At 46.5% G+C, this 13,155-nt stretch carries 16 protein-coding genes; 13 read left to right on the top strand and 3 right to left on the bottom strand.

What is annotated here, in order from left to right:
• The first annotated feature begins 11 nt into the window (after window positions 1-11).
• Genes ctaD through A2X74_RS02960 form a run of 5 tightly spaced genes read left to right on the top strand, consistent with a single transcriptional unit; the run spans window position 12 to window position 3,430 of the window.
• Window positions 12-1,631, top strand: a complete 1,620-nt coding sequence (gene ctaD, locus A2X74_RS02980; RefSeq protein ID WP_114654067.1) for a cytochrome c oxidase subunit I — start codon at window positions 12-14, stop codon at window positions 1,629-1,631.
• Window positions 1,615-1,746: a cytochrome oxidase small assembly protein gene (locus tag A2X74_RS02975; protein ID WP_216229743.1), complete on the top strand. Its 132-nt coding sequence runs from the start codon at window positions 1,615-1,617 to the stop codon at window positions 1,744-1,746. Before ctaD ends, A2X74_RS02975 begins: the two co-directional genes overlap by 17 nt.
• A gap of 15 nt (window positions 1,747-1,761) precedes the next feature.
• On the top strand, window positions 1,762-2,355 hold the full coding sequence (locus tag A2X74_RS02970; RefSeq protein ID WP_293628209.1) for a cytochrome c oxidase assembly protein: 594 nt from the start codon (window positions 1,762-1,764) through the stop codon (window positions 2,353-2,355).
• Window positions 2,352-2,546, top strand: a complete 195-nt coding sequence (locus tag A2X74_RS02965; protein WP_197712874.1) for a DUF2970 domain-containing protein — start codon at window positions 2,352-2,354, stop codon at window positions 2,544-2,546. Before A2X74_RS02970 ends, A2X74_RS02965 begins: the two co-directional genes overlap by 4 nt.
• Window positions 2,547-2,575: 29 nt before the next feature.
• Window positions 2,576-3,430 (top strand): cytochrome c oxidase subunit 3, encoded by an 855-nt coding sequence (locus A2X74_RS02960; RefSeq protein WP_293628213.1) that lies wholly within the window; start codon window positions 2,576-2,578, stop codon window positions 3,428-3,430.
• A 58-nt stretch (window positions 3,431-3,488) separates the two neighbouring features.
• Here A2X74_RS02960 and A2X74_RS02955 read toward each other — a convergent pair whose 3' ends face one another.
• Entirely contained in the window at window positions 3,489-3,701 is a 213-nt protein-coding gene (locus A2X74_RS02955; RefSeq protein WP_215302142.1) for a twin transmembrane helix small protein, read from the bottom strand.
• A 20-nt stretch (window positions 3,702-3,721) separates the two neighbouring features.
• On the opposite strand from A2X74_RS02955, the gene A2X74_RS02950 reads away from it, so the two are divergent.
• The 5 genes from A2X74_RS02950 to A2X74_RS02930 are packed head-to-tail and all read left to right on the top strand — an operon-like array spanning window position 3,722 to window position 7,784.
• Window positions 3,722-4,498, top strand: a complete 777-nt coding sequence (locus tag A2X74_RS02950) for an SURF1 family protein (protein WP_293628215.1) — start codon at window positions 3,722-3,724, stop codon at window positions 4,496-4,498.
• Complete coding sequence (locus A2X74_RS02945; protein ID WP_293628217.1) at window positions 4,495-5,154, top strand: hypothetical protein; 660 nt, start codon at window positions 4,495-4,497, stop codon at window positions 5,152-5,154. The genes A2X74_RS02950 and A2X74_RS02945 overlap by 4 nt, the downstream gene beginning before the upstream one ends.
• Window positions 5,151-6,281: a COX15/CtaA family protein gene (locus tag A2X74_RS02940; protein ID WP_293628219.1), complete on the top strand. Its 1,131-nt coding sequence runs from the start codon at window positions 5,151-5,153 to the stop codon at window positions 6,279-6,281. The genes A2X74_RS02945 and A2X74_RS02940 overlap by 4 nt, the downstream gene beginning before the upstream one ends.
• Window positions 6,278-7,171, top strand: a complete 894-nt coding sequence (cyoE, locus tag A2X74_RS02935) for a heme o synthase (protein ID WP_293628221.1) — start codon at window positions 6,278-6,280, stop codon at window positions 7,169-7,171. The genes A2X74_RS02940 and cyoE overlap by 4 nt, the downstream gene beginning before the upstream one ends.
• Window positions 7,172-7,178: 7 nt before the next feature.
• Window positions 7,179-7,784 carry an SCO family protein gene (locus A2X74_RS02930; RefSeq protein ID WP_293628223.1) on the top strand — a complete coding sequence of 202 codons (606 nt, stop codon included), beginning with the start codon at window positions 7,179-7,181 and terminating at the stop codon, window positions 7,782-7,784.
• A 21-nt stretch (window positions 7,785-7,805) separates the two neighbouring features.
• On the opposite strand, the gene rpoH is transcribed toward A2X74_RS02930, so the two are convergent.
• The gene (rpoH, locus tag A2X74_RS02925) at window positions 7,806-8,747 is read right to left on the bottom strand and encodes an RNA polymerase sigma factor RpoH (RefSeq protein WP_293628225.1); all 942 of its coding nucleotides are present in this window, start codon (window positions 8,745-8,747) and stop codon (window positions 7,806-7,808) included.
• Window positions 8,748-8,841: 94 nt separating this feature from the next.
• On the bottom strand, window positions 8,842-9,732 hold the full coding sequence (gene ftsY, locus A2X74_RS02920) for a signal recognition particle-docking protein FtsY (protein ID WP_293628227.1): 891 nt from the start codon (window positions 9,730-9,732) through the stop codon (window positions 8,842-8,844).
• Window positions 9,733-9,794: 62 nt separating this feature from the next.
• On the opposite strand from ftsY, the gene A2X74_RS02915 reads away from it, so the two are divergent.
• The 3 genes from A2X74_RS02915 to rsmD are packed head-to-tail and all read left to right on the top strand — an operon-like array spanning window position 9,795 to window position 13,135.
• Window positions 9,795-11,180, top strand: coding sequence for a pitrilysin family protein (locus A2X74_RS02915; RefSeq protein WP_293628229.1), 1,386 nt, complete (start codon window positions 9,795-9,797; stop codon window positions 11,178-11,180).
• Window positions 11,167-12,513 carry a pitrilysin family protein gene (locus tag A2X74_RS02910; protein ID WP_293628231.1) on the top strand — a complete coding sequence of 449 codons (1,347 nt, stop codon included), beginning with the start codon at window positions 11,167-11,169 and terminating at the stop codon, window positions 12,511-12,513. The genes A2X74_RS02915 and A2X74_RS02910 overlap by 14 nt, the downstream gene beginning before the upstream one ends.
• Window positions 12,506-13,135: a 16S rRNA (guanine(966)-N(2))-methyltransferase RsmD gene (rsmD, locus tag A2X74_RS02905; protein ID WP_299764515.1), complete on the top strand. Its 630-nt coding sequence runs from the start codon at window positions 12,506-12,508 to the stop codon at window positions 13,133-13,135. Before A2X74_RS02910 ends, rsmD begins: the two co-directional genes overlap by 8 nt.
• Window positions 13,136-13,155: the final 20 nt, after the last annotated feature.

Raw genomic sequence — 13,155 nt, 5'->3', positions numbered from 1 at the left:
CGGAGTAATCCATGAGCACAGTCTCTACCACCCACGATCACGCACACGATCACGCGCATGATGATCACACGCCACATGGTTGGCGTCGTTGGTTGTTTGCAACCAACCACAAAGACATCGGCACGATGTACCTCATCTTCTCATTCGTGAGTTTGATGGCTGGTGGCGTTATGGCTTTGGGAATTCGTTTGGAATTATTCCAACCGGGTTTGCAGTTCTTGCGTCCAGAGTTCTTCAACCAATTAACCACCATGCACGGTTTGGTGATGGTGTTCGGCGCGATCATGCCGGCATTCGTTGGCTTTGCAAACTGGATGATTCCTTTGCAAATCGGCGCATCCGATATGGCCTTTGCTCGTATGAACAACTTTAGCTTCTGGATTCTTCCGGTAGCAGCTTGCTTATTGTTCGGCTCATTCTTAGCTCCAGGCGGCGCTCCTGCAGGCGGTTGGACTTTGTATGCTCCGTTGACTTCACAGATGGGCCCAGGTTTAGATATGGGTATTTTTGCACTCCACTTATTGGGTGCTTCTTCCATCATGGGTTCGATTAACATCATCGTGACCATCTTGAACATGCGTGCTCCTGGCTTGACATTGATGAAGATGCCAATGTTCTGCTGGACTTGGTTGATTACTGCTTATTTGTTGATCGCTGTAATGCCAGTATTGGCTGGTGCAATTACCATGGTTCTGACAGATCGTCATTTCGGTACTTCTTTCTTCTCCGCAGTTGGCGGTGGTGACCCAATCATGTTCCAGCATATTTTCTGGTTCTTCGGTCACCCAGAGGTATATATCATGATTCTTCCAGCATTCGGAATCATTAGCGAAATCGTTCCTGCATTCTCCAGAAAAACATTGTTTGGCTACAGCTCCATGGTTTATGCAACTGCATCCATTGCGATCTTGTCATTCATCGTTTGGGCTCACCACATGTTTGCAACCGGTATGCCAGTAACAGGTCAGCTGTTCTTCATGTACGCAACTATGTTGATCGCCGTTCCAACTGGCGTGAAGATTTTTAACTGGGTTGCGACAATGTGGAAGGGTTCGATGACTTTCGAAACTCCAATGTTGTGGTCTGTTGGCTTTATCTTCGTATTTACGATGGGTGGTTTCACAGGTTTGATCTTGGCAATGGCTCCAATTGATATTGGTGTTCAAGATACTTATTACGTTGTTGCCCACTTCCACTACGTATTGGTAGCAGGTTCATTGTTCGCAATGTTCGCTGGCTTCTACTACTGGTGTCCAAAGTGGACTGGCTACATGGCTAATGAAACTCGCGGCAAGATCCATTTCTGGGCTTCCATGATTTTCTTCAACATCACCTTCTTCCCAATGCACTTCTTGGGCTTAGCAGGTATGCCACGTCGTTATGCTGATTACCCAACTCAGTTTGCTGATTTCAATATGATCGCTTCGATTGGTGCGCTTGGTTTTGGTTTGGCACAAGTGTATTTCTTGCTCTTTGTTGTCTTGCCAGCTTACAACGGTAAAGGCGAAAAAGCACCAATGAAGCCATGGGATGGTGCTAAAGGTTTGGAGTGGACAATTCCATCGCCTGCTCCACATCACACATTTGAAACACCTCCTGATGCTAAAGAGTTGCATGCTGCAGGAATCTAAATTGGCCGCACACAAATCCCAATCTGCTAGCAATCGCAGATTGGGTTTTATCCTTTTAAGCGTTGCCCTGGTTTTCTTTGTCGGTATCGTAATTAAACGGAGCGTACTGGGTTAAGGCCCTTGCATAATTATGTCTGCTATCGCCTCCGTTAATCGCCAAATCTTGTTGAAGCTATTGATCGCTTCTGTGATGATGTTTGGTTTTGGATATGCGCTAGTTCCAATGTATAAGGCCTTGTGTGAAGTGACTGGCATCAACGTAGTCACCAGCAAGAATGACTACGGTATCCGGGCTTACAGTGCAAACAAGGTAGGCAATACCCAGGTTGATTATTCCCGCAAGGTAACTATTGAGTTTGATTCCAATAGTCGCGGCCCATTTACATTTCGCCCGGTAAAGAACTTTTTAGAGGTGCATCCAGGCGAGATGACCGAGATTGTTTACGAAGTTACAAATAACTTGAATCGCCCAGTGGATGCTCAAGCGATACCAAGTTATGCGCCTAAAAGCGCCATGGAGTTCTTCACCAAATTAGAGTGTTTTTGTTTTCAGCAGCAAACCTTGGCAGCTCATGAAATGAAAAAGATGCCTGTCCTGTTTGTGATTGATGCGGGACTGCCTGCGGATGTGAAAACGATTACCTTGTCGTACACCTTCTTTGAGTTAGGTGTTGGTCAGCAGCCAGCAGGCTCAACAACTCCTAAATCGAAAACGACGTCATGAGCAAGAAAAGTACTTTTATGCAATCCATGATCGCTGTATTGTGGGCTTTTTTGGGTGTGCGTAAGAAATCAGGATTGCAGGAAGATGTAGCTTCATTAAGTTTTGTCCACATTGTTATTGCGGGAGTTTTAGGTGCCTTGATTTTTATGGGCGTACTCCTCTTAATAGTTAAAGCAGTTGTGTCCCATTGATTATTTTTTGATTGAATAGAGAGAATAAGATGTCATCCAATTCAACCCCTTACTATTTCGTTCCTGGGCTATCCAGTCATCCAGCATCTGCAGCTTTAGGCTTGCTTGCTTTTGGCGCTGGAATGTCTGGCTGGGTAAACCATGCAGCCTGGGGTGGCCCAGTAACTGCAGTTGGTGTGCTCTGGGTTTTGTTCGTGCTCTATAACTGGTTTGGTGACACGATTGCCGAGTCTAATGCTGGCAAAAACGGTGTAAACGTAGATATCTCCTATCGCTGGTCAATGGCTTGGTTCATCTTCTCCGAGATTATGTTCTTCGGAGCATTCTTTGCGGCTTTGTTCTATGCGCGTAATATTGCGATGCCTTGGATGGGTGACGTCGAAAGTAAATTACTCTGGCCTGATTTCACGGCGGTTTGGCCTAATGATGGTCCAGCAGGCTTGGTAGAGAAATTCACGACCATGGGCCCATGGCCAATCCCAACTATTAATACCTTGTTGCTCTTGTCTTCAGGTGTGACTGTTACGTACGCCCATCACGCGATTCGTGAAAATCACATGAAGAAAGCCATTAATGGTTTGGCTGCAACGGTTGGCCTTGGCATTATCTTCTTGGGTTTTCAGATGTATGAGTACTACCATGCATATCATGCCTTGAACTTAAAGCTCACTTCAGGCGTATATGGCTCAACCTTCTTTATGTTGACTGGCTTCCATGGCTTCCACGTATTCCTGGGTGGCTTAATGTTAGCTATTGTGTTGCGTCGAATGATTCGTGGTGACTTCACTGCTGACAATCATTTTGCGTTTGAAGGTGCCGCTTGGTACTGGCACTTCGTTGACGTTGTCTGGCTTGGTCTCTACATCGCTGTTTACTGGATGTAAGGAAATAAAAATCGGGGCGTTAAGCCCCGATTTGTTTTGGGTTGCTACTTTTATTTGCTTAGTTCGTGCCAACCCGAACGCCGCTAGCCTCGATATAGCCAAAGTAGTGGGCAATTAAAATCCCTAAAAAGAGTACGATTGATAGTCCAATACGCAGCATGAGAGACTGAACCATTCTTGAGCTTCCGCCTTTGTCTTTCATCATGAAGTAGAGAGCAGAGCCCAAGCTTCCTACAATCATTAGCAGTGCAACTGGAATAATCCATTTCATCTCAAAATACCTCTGTAAATATGTTTTCTAGCTTAATTACTAGTCGTATAGTCGCTACTTTATCAGCCCTTCTGGTGATTTTAGTGGGCTGTGGAGCTGGTATCTGGCAGCTCAATCGCGCGGATCAAAAGATTCGCCTGGGCGAATCTCTGGCCGCCAAACTGCAAATGCCTGTACTCAACGCTAATTTAGATGGCTTGAGCTTAGAGCAGGCTGCAGAGCGTCGTATTCTTGCCCGTGGTCGTTTTATCCCAGTTGAGGCTATTTGGCTCGACAATCGTCCTCGCCCCATCCCAGAGGGTGGATCTGGTGCTTCTGGGCAATCCGGCTTTTATGTGATGATGCCCTTGAAGTTAGATGGTCAAGAAGCTGTCCTTTGGGTTAATCGAGGTTGGGCGCCTCGTAATAATCAAGATCGTGTTGAGCTTCCCCCGGTCAAGACTGCTGATGAGCTTGTGACTATTGAAGGTGTTGCCTTTGCTCACCCAGGAAGGGTTTATGAATTGGGTCAAAAAAGCGATACGAAATCGAGCCCTAGAATCGAGCAAAATTTTGATTTAGCTCTTGAAGCCCAAAGTCATGAGTGGAAGCAGTTGCCATTTATTGTTCGTGAATCTGATTCAGCCAATAAAGATGGTTTAGTCCGAAATTGGCCCTCCCCAACAAGCGGAGTCGATCGCCATTATGCTTATGCCTTTCAGTGGTTTGCTTTGGCATTGGCTGGATTTTTATTTTGGCTCATTAATGGGCTTATGAAATATCGGCGAGAGCTAGCGGTAAATGGAGATAGAGTGTGAGTGATAAAGAGTTATTGATCCCAGCTTCGCAAATGGATTCTTCCGCAATTAATGCGCAGACCCGCCGTGGCCGTCTGCAGATGTTATTTCTATTGCTTGCTTGCGCAGCACCTGTCATCGCCTCCTATTTGGCGTATTACGTTTTTAAGCCAGAAGGTGGAAAGACTAATTTCGGAACCCTGGTTCAGCCGGTGCAAGATGTAAATCCTGCGTGGTTTGATATTCCATTTAATGGCAAGTGGACATTACTGGTGGCAAGGCCAGCGGGTGAGTGCACTATCAAAAATGAATCTTGCCTTGAAGCCTTATTTTTAATGCGTCAGTTACGTGTTGCAGTTGGTCGTGAGAGTGGCCGCGTTCAGTTAGTCTGGGTCAATACCGATGGCAAGCCAGTAGATCCAGAGGTATTGTTGGCTTATGATCAGAAGGCGGCAGGTTTTTATGTTTTGAGTTTGCCAGCAGATGCTAAGTTAAAGGCCGAGTTTGATGCTTGGCTTAATCGTGAAGGTGCTGGTCAAAAAATTCAGTTGATTGACCCGAGCCCGGCAAAAATGATGGTCTTCCCGGTGACGAATTCTCCAAAGGAATTTGGCAACATTAAAAAAGATCTCGAGAAACTACTGCGTCTCAATCGTAAGGGTGAGAAGTTGCAATGAGTAGTGCACTATTGCTTGCGGAGTTGGCTGCAATTGCAATTGTCTTTGCAGGTCTACCCTTGCTCTATCTCTGGACTCGGTCGGGATTCAATTTTTTCCAAAAGCTCAATTGGGTTTTGGTCTTTATGACTTTTGACTTAATTGTCTTTGGTGCCTTTACCCGTCTCACAGACTCGGGTTTGGGTTGTCCCGATTGGCCTGGATGCTATGGCACATCTAATCCATGGCATGCAATCGGTGAGATTCAATTGGCTGAAGCCAACATGCCTACTGGCCCAGTTACTGTGATCAAGGCTTGGATTGAAATGATTCATCGCTATTTAGCAATGACGGTTGGCGCATTAATTTTGATTCAGGTAGGGGTAGCTTGGGGTAAGTTAAGAAGCTTGGGCAAGTGGCCTTTATTGGGTAGTCTCGGTTTGCTGGTTTTAGTATGTATTCAGGGCGCGTTTGGTGCTTGGACAGTGACGCTCAAATTGCAACCCATCATTGTGACGATCCACTTAATGCTGGCTTTAGTTTTGCTGGCTTGTTTAACGACATACGCACAACAAGAGTGGGAAGAAAAATCATCCTCAGCTCTTCGGATGCAGATCAAACCTCTTTCTGCGAAGTTGCTTTTATTTGCTTCGGTTGTCTTATCCATCCAAATCTTTTTAGGTGCGTGGGTAAGTACAAATTACGCTGTATTAGCTTGCCCTGATTTTCCAACTTGCCTAGGTACTTTTATGCCTGAAACTGATTGGCAAGAGGGCTTCACTCTATGGCGTCAGTTAGGTCTGAATGCACAGGGTGAATCTATTTCCCCTGTTGCTTTGCAAACAATTCATTGGGCGCATCGTGTGTTTGCTGTTGTTGCTGTAGCAGCTCTCGGTCTTCTAGGGGTCAGCGCTATCCAGTTAAGTAATTCAGCATTGCCCAGAATGAGTGGTATTGCTAAGCTATTGCTAGGCTTATTAATTCTTCAGGCGTTAACAGGTATTTCCAATGTGGTATTCCAGTGGCCTCTGCTTGCCGCTTTACTGCATACCGCTGGTTCAGCTGCATTGGTGTTCTGTTTGGTTCGCTTGACTCAATGGTCCTCTTGGAGTGCGCCCATTCATATTAAGATGGTTAAATCATTATGAGTAGCTCCACTTCTTCCGCTCCTGTAGCGATGCCGCGTTGGCGTCAATACTGGGTGCTCACTAAGCCTCGTGTCACTCTGCTGGCTGTTTTCTGCGCAGTGATTGGCATGTTCTTGGCCACTCCTGGTATGGTTCCCTATCCAGTGCTGATTGGTGGCATTTTGGGTATCTGGTTATTGGCAGGCGCAGCGTTTGCAATGAATTGTTTAATTGAGCAAGCGGTTGATGCCAAGATGAAGCGAACCTCTTGGAGGCCGTCTGCAACTGGTGAAGTAACCCCTTTTCACATTACTATTTTCTCGATCGTTCTTGGCAGCTTGGGGATGGTCATCCTATGGAGCTTCTGTAACCCATTAACGATGTGGCTTACCGTAGCAACCTTCGTGGGTTACGCCGTGATTTATACCTGGTTGCTGAAGCCTGCTACACCACAGAATATTGTGATTGGTGGGCTTTCTGGCGCCATGCCACCTGCCTTAGGTTGGGCTGCCGTGACTAATGGCTTATCTGCCGAGGCTTGGCTCTTGGTGCTCATTATTTTTGTTTGGACTCCGCCGCACTTTTGGGCGCTTGCCCTATATCGTCGCGATGACTATGTACAAAGTGGTTTGCCGATGCTACCAGTGACTCATGGTGAGCGCTTTACGCTACTCAATATTTTGCTGTATACCTTGATCTTGATTGCTGCTACTTTGCTGCCTTACATTTATGGCATGAGTGGGCTGGTGTATTTAATTTCCGCAATCATATTGGGCCTGATGTTCCTTGCCTATGTGATTGCCTTGTTTATTTCTTATAGTGATGATCTTGCTAAAAAGACTTTCCGCTTTTCGATAACTTATTTGTCTTTGCTATTTGCAGCACTATTAATTGATCATTATTTCATTTGAGTTGAATATGAATTTATCAAAACCTTGGAATCCTATTTTTCGCTTCTTCATGCTGTTTCTTGCCGGTTTGGCTCTGACGGCATGCAGCCCGAATCAGAGTTTTAAGAATGTAGACATCACGGGTAGTAAGGCATTTGGTACAGAATTTAGTTTACTTGACCCCGATGGCAAAGTGCGAACGCTAGCTGACTTTAAGGGTAAAGCCGTTGTGGTGTTCTTTGGCTATACGCAGTGTCCAGATATTTGTCCTACGACCCTGACTGAGATGCAGCAAGTGATGACTCTCTTAGGGCCTCAGGCTGATAAGGTTCAAGTGCTATTTGTCACGGTCGATCCCGAGCGAGATAGCGCAGATATCTTGAAGCAGTATGTGCCTGCATTTGATTCGCGCTTCTTGGGTCTACGTCCAGCAGACGAAGCAGCTTTAGAAAAGGTCACCAAGGACTTCAAGATTTATTACAAGAAAGTTCCTGGCACTAGCCCTGGTTCATACACCATGGATCACACAGCCGGAAGTTATGCATTTGATCCAGCAGGGCAATTGCGCTTGTACATCAAGCATGCGCAAGGCCCAGAGACCTTGGCACAAGACTTGAAAGAATTACTGAAGTAAGAGTTGGGTAAGCGAAGCTGCTTAAGCAGCTTCAGCTTGTAAGAGGCTACGCATCTTTTTGAGAGCGGCAGTCTCAATCTGACGCACACGCTCTGCAGAGATGCCATATTCACTAGCGAGATCATGCAATGTCTTTGTGCCATTGCCATCTGCATCCATTGCTAACCAGCGGGATTGCACAATATTGCGACTACGCTCATCTAAAGCCATGAGTGCTTGATCGAGTTGCGGGCCATGCAACGCATCTGTTGCGGCAGCAGCCATCATCTCGGTAGGCTCTTGACTATTGTCTGCTAACCACTGAATTGGTGCATAGGCAGACTCATCATCTGTGTCATCACCCTCTAAGGCAACGTCACCACCAGCAAGACGCATTTCCATTTCTTTAACGTCAGAGCCTTTGACATCCAGGGCCTTGGCCAATGCCTCAACTTCATTTGGGGTCAGCGCAGCTAAAGTAGGTTTGTTGCTGCGTAAATTAAAGAACAACTTACGTTGCGCTTTAGTTGTAGCAACTTTAACCAAACGCCAATTCTTGAGAATGTACTCATGAATCTCTGCCTTAATCCAATGGATTGCGTAAGAGACAAGGCGTGCGCCTTGGTTTGGGTCGTAGCGCTTAACGGCCTTCATCAAACCAATGTTGCCCTCTTGAATGAGGTCGGCATGTGGAATGCCATAGCCTAAATACTGACGAGCAACAGATACCACCAGGCGAAGGTGTGAGAGAACCAAAGTTTTTGCAGCATCTACATTTTCAGTACGACGAAATTCCTGCGCAAGGTGAAGCTCTTCTGCGGCGCTGAGCATAGGTACGCGATTCACGTACGAGATGTAAGAGTCAAGTGTGCCAACCCCGAGGGAGGGCAACATTGGAAAGGCAAGCGAAGCCGCAGCAGTCTGCGCTGCTGGCAGTGTTTGCCTTGCTTGCAATTGCGGGTTGTATGCTTTCTTTTGAACCATTTTCTTTTTATATATTTTAGGTATTAATGGAGTTCTATTTTAGCACTCTTGTCAAGAGAGTGCTAATGGTTTTTTACTTCTATAAGTATCTGATTTAATTGAATAATTCGGATGAATATTGGGCGGCAGTGAAGGGGGCTAAATCATTAATTCCCTCACCTTTGCCTAGGGCTAAAACCGCTGGTTTTGACCCATCATTGAGGGTGTGGGCCAGTGCGCAGATCACCCCACCTTTGGCGGTGCCATCCAACTTTGTCACGATTAAGGCGGACAGTCCTAAAGCGGCATGAAAGGCCTTTACTTGGCTTAAACCGTTTTGACCAGTATTGCCATCAAGCACCAGCAAAGTCTGGTGAGGAGCCCCGGGAAGGGCCTTGCCGATGACTCTTTTAACCTTCTTCAATTCTTCCATGAGATGGTCTTGAGTGGCTAATCTGCCAGCGGTATCAATAATCAAAATATCGCTCTTGCGAGACACTGCCGCATGAATTGCATCATGCGCCACGGCTGCAGCATCACCGCTTTCTTGCATGATGACGTCAACTTGGTTGCGACCACCCCATTCCAGGAGTTGATTGCGTGCAGCCGCTCGGAAAGTATCGCCTGCTGCCAGCAAGACGGATTTACCTTGAGACTGAAAGAGCTTGCAGAGCTTGCCGATGGTGGTGGTCTTACCAGCACCATTAACGCCAATTACTAGCCATATTTCCGGAATGGCCTTTTGTTCATGCACATACAAAGGGTTCGGGCTTGGCTCCAAAGGCTTTAAGAGACTTGCCACCTCTTGAATCAGTAGTTGCTTCAAGTCTTCTGGGCTACTGGCTTTTTCTGATTTGGCAGCCTTACGAAGTTTGCTAATCAGTTGTTCAGTCGTAGGCAGACCCACATCACTCAGAATGAGAGATTCTTCTAGGGCATCAAACCAGGCTTCATCAGTCTGATTCGATTTGAATAGGGATCCGAGGGTTTTACGTAAGCCGAACATAATCGATACAATTTAATCCTTGCATCTTATCAATTAAATTCTTGGGATAGGTGATCTTACAGATGCGCTCCACTTTATTGCGTTTTTCTTTCTTTTTGCTGATCTCTTGCTCAGCAGCTTGGGCAGCCCCAGAAGTGGCCCCATCCAATACCCATGAGTTTGTGCTTTCCAATGGTCTGAAGTTGATTGTGCGCGAAGATCATCGGGCGCCTACGGTCGCGCATATGGTCTGGTACCGTGCCGGCTCGATGGATGAGGTTAACGGCAAAACTGGGGTAGCCCATGTGCTTGAGCACATGATGTTCAAGGGTACTGACAAAGTGAAGTCGGGTGAGTTCTCTCGCCTGGTTGCTGCGGTAGGCGGTCGCGAAAATGCATTTACCTCTCGAGATTACACGGCCTACTTTCAGCAAGTTGAAAAGTCTAAGTTGGATGAAGTCATGAGGCTAGAAGCTGATCGCATGTCTAATCTCAATTTTGATGATGCGGAGTTTTTAAAAGAAATTCAGGTGGTGATGGAGGAGCGTCGTTTGCGCACTGAAGATAACCCCACCAGTTTGCTGTATGAGTCACTAATGGCTACTGCCTTCATGAGCTCGCCTTATCGTCATCCAGTAGTTGGCTGGATGAATGATCTAGTCAATATGAAGGCTGCTGATGCACGTGATTGGTATCACAGTTGGTATAAACCAAACAACGCAACAGTAGTGATTGCGGGCGATGTGGATCCTAAAGCGATTTTGCGAGCCGTAGAAAAATATTATGGAGTTGCTTCTGCAAGAGAGTTGCCAGATCGCAAGCCCCAGATTGAACCTCCGCAAAAAGGGATTAAGCGAGTCCAGGTTAAAGCACCCGCAGATAGTGCGCAGCTGGCAATGGCCTGGAAGGTTCCCAAGCTACAAGTGGGCAAGCTAGATGATGATGAGCCTTATGCATTGGAATTGTTGGCTGCAGTGCTTGATGGTTATGACAACGCACGCCTGAATCGAGTATTAGTAAAGCAAGAGCGTGTAGTCAATGATGTGAGTGTCGGCTACGACATGGTTTCAAGAGGCCCAGAGCTTTTTTTGATTAGCGCTAGTATGGCTAAAGGAAAAACAGTGGAGCAGGCTGAGAGCAGTATTCGGAAAGCTCTGAAGGAAGTTGTTGATAAAGGCATTCTGGAATCGGAGCTCAAGCGCATCAAGGTACGCATTCTGTCTGATCAGATTTATAAGCGCGATTCGATCTTTGGTCAGGCAATGGAAATTGGCAGTACAGAGATGGCGGGATTCTCATGGAGGGATATTGATGTGATGTTGGATAAGATGCAAAAAATCACTCCCACACAAGTTCAAGCCGTTGCAAAAAAATATTTGGTAGATGAGGGTCTGACTATTGCAGTGCTAGATCCGCAGGGACGTCAGTCCGCTGAGAGCAAGCAAGGGGGTAATCATGCTGCTAAATAAATTGATCAAGCAAGCTTGTCTTACATTCGCACTGATAGCAGGAGTCAGCACCTCTGCCCATGCGATATTGCCAATTGAAAAGTTGGACTCGTTCAAGGGTGCGCAGGCCTATCTAGTTCAAACCAAATCCCTACCGATGGTCGATATTGAAATCAGTATTGATGCAGGCGATCGTTATGATCCATCGGCCAAGAGTGGCTTAGCTACTGTGGCTGGGCAGTTAATGAACTATGGCGCCAAGTCAGAGAAGGGTTTGTTGAATGAGGCACAGATTGCCGATGAGATTGCTGATTTAGGCGCTAATCTTGGGGTTTCTGTCAGCGGAGAGCGTGCCATCATGCGCATTCGGAGTTTAAGTCGCAAAGATTTGCGTCATCGCGCCGTTCAATTGGCATCAACCATGTTGAGTGCACCTACTTACGATGCCAAAATCTTAGCCCGTGAGAAGCAAAGAATGACTACGGCATTGTTAGAGTTGGAGACAAAGCCGGAGTCAGTATTGGATCGTCGTTTTAGAAAATTGGTTTATGGCGACTATCCCTTGGCTAACTCACCAACGGTGCAAAGTATTGCCAACATCAATGCTACTGATTTGCAGCAGTTTCATAAGCAGTTCTACCGTGGTGATCGGATGATTGTCAGCATTGTTGGTGATGTGAGTAAAGTCGAGGCCGCTGAAATCGTTCAGGGTTTATTGCAAAAAGTGCCTCAGTCTGGATCGGCTATTGCCAAGCTGCCAGAGTTTGAGCGCTCACCAGTAGAGCCTTTAAGTCAACGCGAAGTCACTATTCCATTTGATTCGCAACAAGCGCATATTGCTATGGGAATGACTGCGGTAACCCGTAGCAATCCCGATTACTTTCCATTGCTAGTCGGAAACTATGTCTTGGGTGGCGGAGGTTTTGTATCGCGTCTGATGTCAGAGGTTCGCGAGAAGCGCGGTCTCGCCTATAGCGTGTTCAGTTACTTTGCTCCCGGTAAGGATGTGGGGATATTTCAGGCGGGTGTACAGACCAAGAATGATCAAGCTACTTTGGCCCTTGAGGTGATGAGTTCTACCATTGGACAATTTATTGCTAACGGCCCTACGCAATCTGAACTTGATGCAGCTAAATCAAATTTAATCAATGGTTATCCTTTAAGGATTGATAACAACCGTAAGCTGCTTGATAACGTTTCATCTATTGCTTGGAATAATTTGCCGCTCGATACGATGGAGGTGTGGACTAAACAAGTAGAGGCGGTGAGCTTAGAGCAAGTTAAGGCGGCATTCCAAAAATACTTAGCCATGGATCGGATGAAGATTGTGGTCTTAGGGGCTAAAAATAAATAAGCCAACAAAGTCTGCTTCATTAGGCAAGCGCCCAGAGCCTCCTCAGAAAATTCGCATTATTGGTGGAGTGTGGCGCAGTCGTTTATTGAGTGTGTTGGATTTACCTGGCCTCCGTCCGAGCACTGATCGTGTTCGTGAGACTTTGTTTAATTGGCTAGGGCAGGACTTGGTAGGATTAAGTTGTCTGGATTTATTTGCTGGTACGGGTGCATTGGGTTTTGAGGCTGCCTCACGACAGGCGGATGCAGTCACGCTATTAGAAAAAGATAAGAAGGCCCATGCCAAACTCTTGGCTAATTTTGCTTTGCTCCAGTCATCTCCCGCTCCTGGGCAGGTACAGATTTTGCATAGAGATAGTCTAGAGTTTTTAAAGCAACAGGCTGATCGGTCCAGTAATTTGATCTTTATTGATCCACCCTTTCAGGAGGAGGGCTTATTGAATCAAACTCTAGTAGAGGCCGCTCGCGTTTGCGATGACAGTGCCGGCGGGGGAATTTATGTCGAGTTTCCCTCTAGTCGCTCACGTGATCAGATCGAAGCCCTAGTGCCCGAATGGCATTGCGGGAAATACCTAGAGGCTGGGCAGGTAAAAGCTTGTCTATTTCGCTCTAAGAGGGGCTAAACTCTTGGCTGTAGCCGAAA

Origin of the sequence: Polynucleobacter sp. GWA2_45_21 (assembly GCF_001830325.1) — a bacterium.
Classification (GTDB): Bacteria; Pseudomonadota; Gammaproteobacteria; order Burkholderiales; family Burkholderiaceae; genus Polynucleobacter.
The sequence above is the reverse complement of the archived record's forward strand: the minus strand, read 5'-3'. Positions and strand labels throughout refer to the sequence as shown.

Coding starts and splice junctions, on each gene's coding strand:
- A2X74_RS02930 (WP_293628223.1), top strand. CDS start 7,179: ATGAATTTATCAAAACCTTGGAATCCTATTTTTCGCTTCTTCATGCTG.
- ctaD (WP_114654067.1), top strand. CDS start 12: ATGAGCACAGTCTCTACCACCCACGATCACGCACACGATCACGCGCAT.
- A2X74_RS02975 (WP_216229743.1), top strand. CDS start 1,615: ATGCTGCAGGAATCTAAATTGGCCGCACACAAATCCCAATCTGCTAGC.
- A2X74_RS02940 (WP_293628219.1), top strand. CDS start 5,151: ATGAGTAGTGCACTATTGCTTGCGGAGTTGGCTGCAATTGCAATTGTC.
- cyoE (WP_293628221.1), top strand. CDS start 6,278: ATGAGTAGCTCCACTTCTTCCGCTCCTGTAGCGATGCCGCGTTGGCGT.
- A2X74_RS02950 (WP_293628215.1), top strand. CDS start 3,722: ATGTTTTCTAGCTTAATTACTAGTCGTATAGTCGCTACTTTATCAGCC.
- A2X74_RS02915 (WP_293628229.1), top strand. CDS start 9,795: ATGCGCTCCACTTTATTGCGTTTTTCTTTCTTTTTGCTGATCTCTTGC.
- rpoH (WP_293628225.1), bottom strand. CDS start 8,747: ATGGTTCAAAAGAAAGCATACAACCCGCAATTGCAAGCAAGGCAAACA.
- A2X74_RS02960 (WP_293628213.1), top strand. CDS start 2,576: ATGTCATCCAATTCAACCCCTTACTATTTCGTTCCTGGGCTATCCAGT.
- A2X74_RS02910 (WP_293628231.1), top strand. CDS start 11,167: ATGCTGCTAAATAAATTGATCAAGCAAGCTTGTCTTACATTCGCACTG.
- A2X74_RS02955 (WP_215302142.1), bottom strand. CDS start 3,701: ATGAAATGGATTATTCCAGTTGCACTGCTAATGATTGTAGGAAGCTTG.
- ftsY (WP_293628227.1), bottom strand. CDS start 9,732: ATGTTCGGCTTACGTAAAACCCTCGGATCCCTATTCAAATCGAATCAG.
- A2X74_RS02970 (WP_293628209.1), top strand. CDS start 1,762: ATGTCTGCTATCGCCTCCGTTAATCGCCAAATCTTGTTGAAGCTATTG.
- A2X74_RS02965 (WP_197712874.1), top strand. CDS start 2,352: ATGAGCAAGAAAAGTACTTTTATGCAATCCATGATCGCTGTATTGTGG.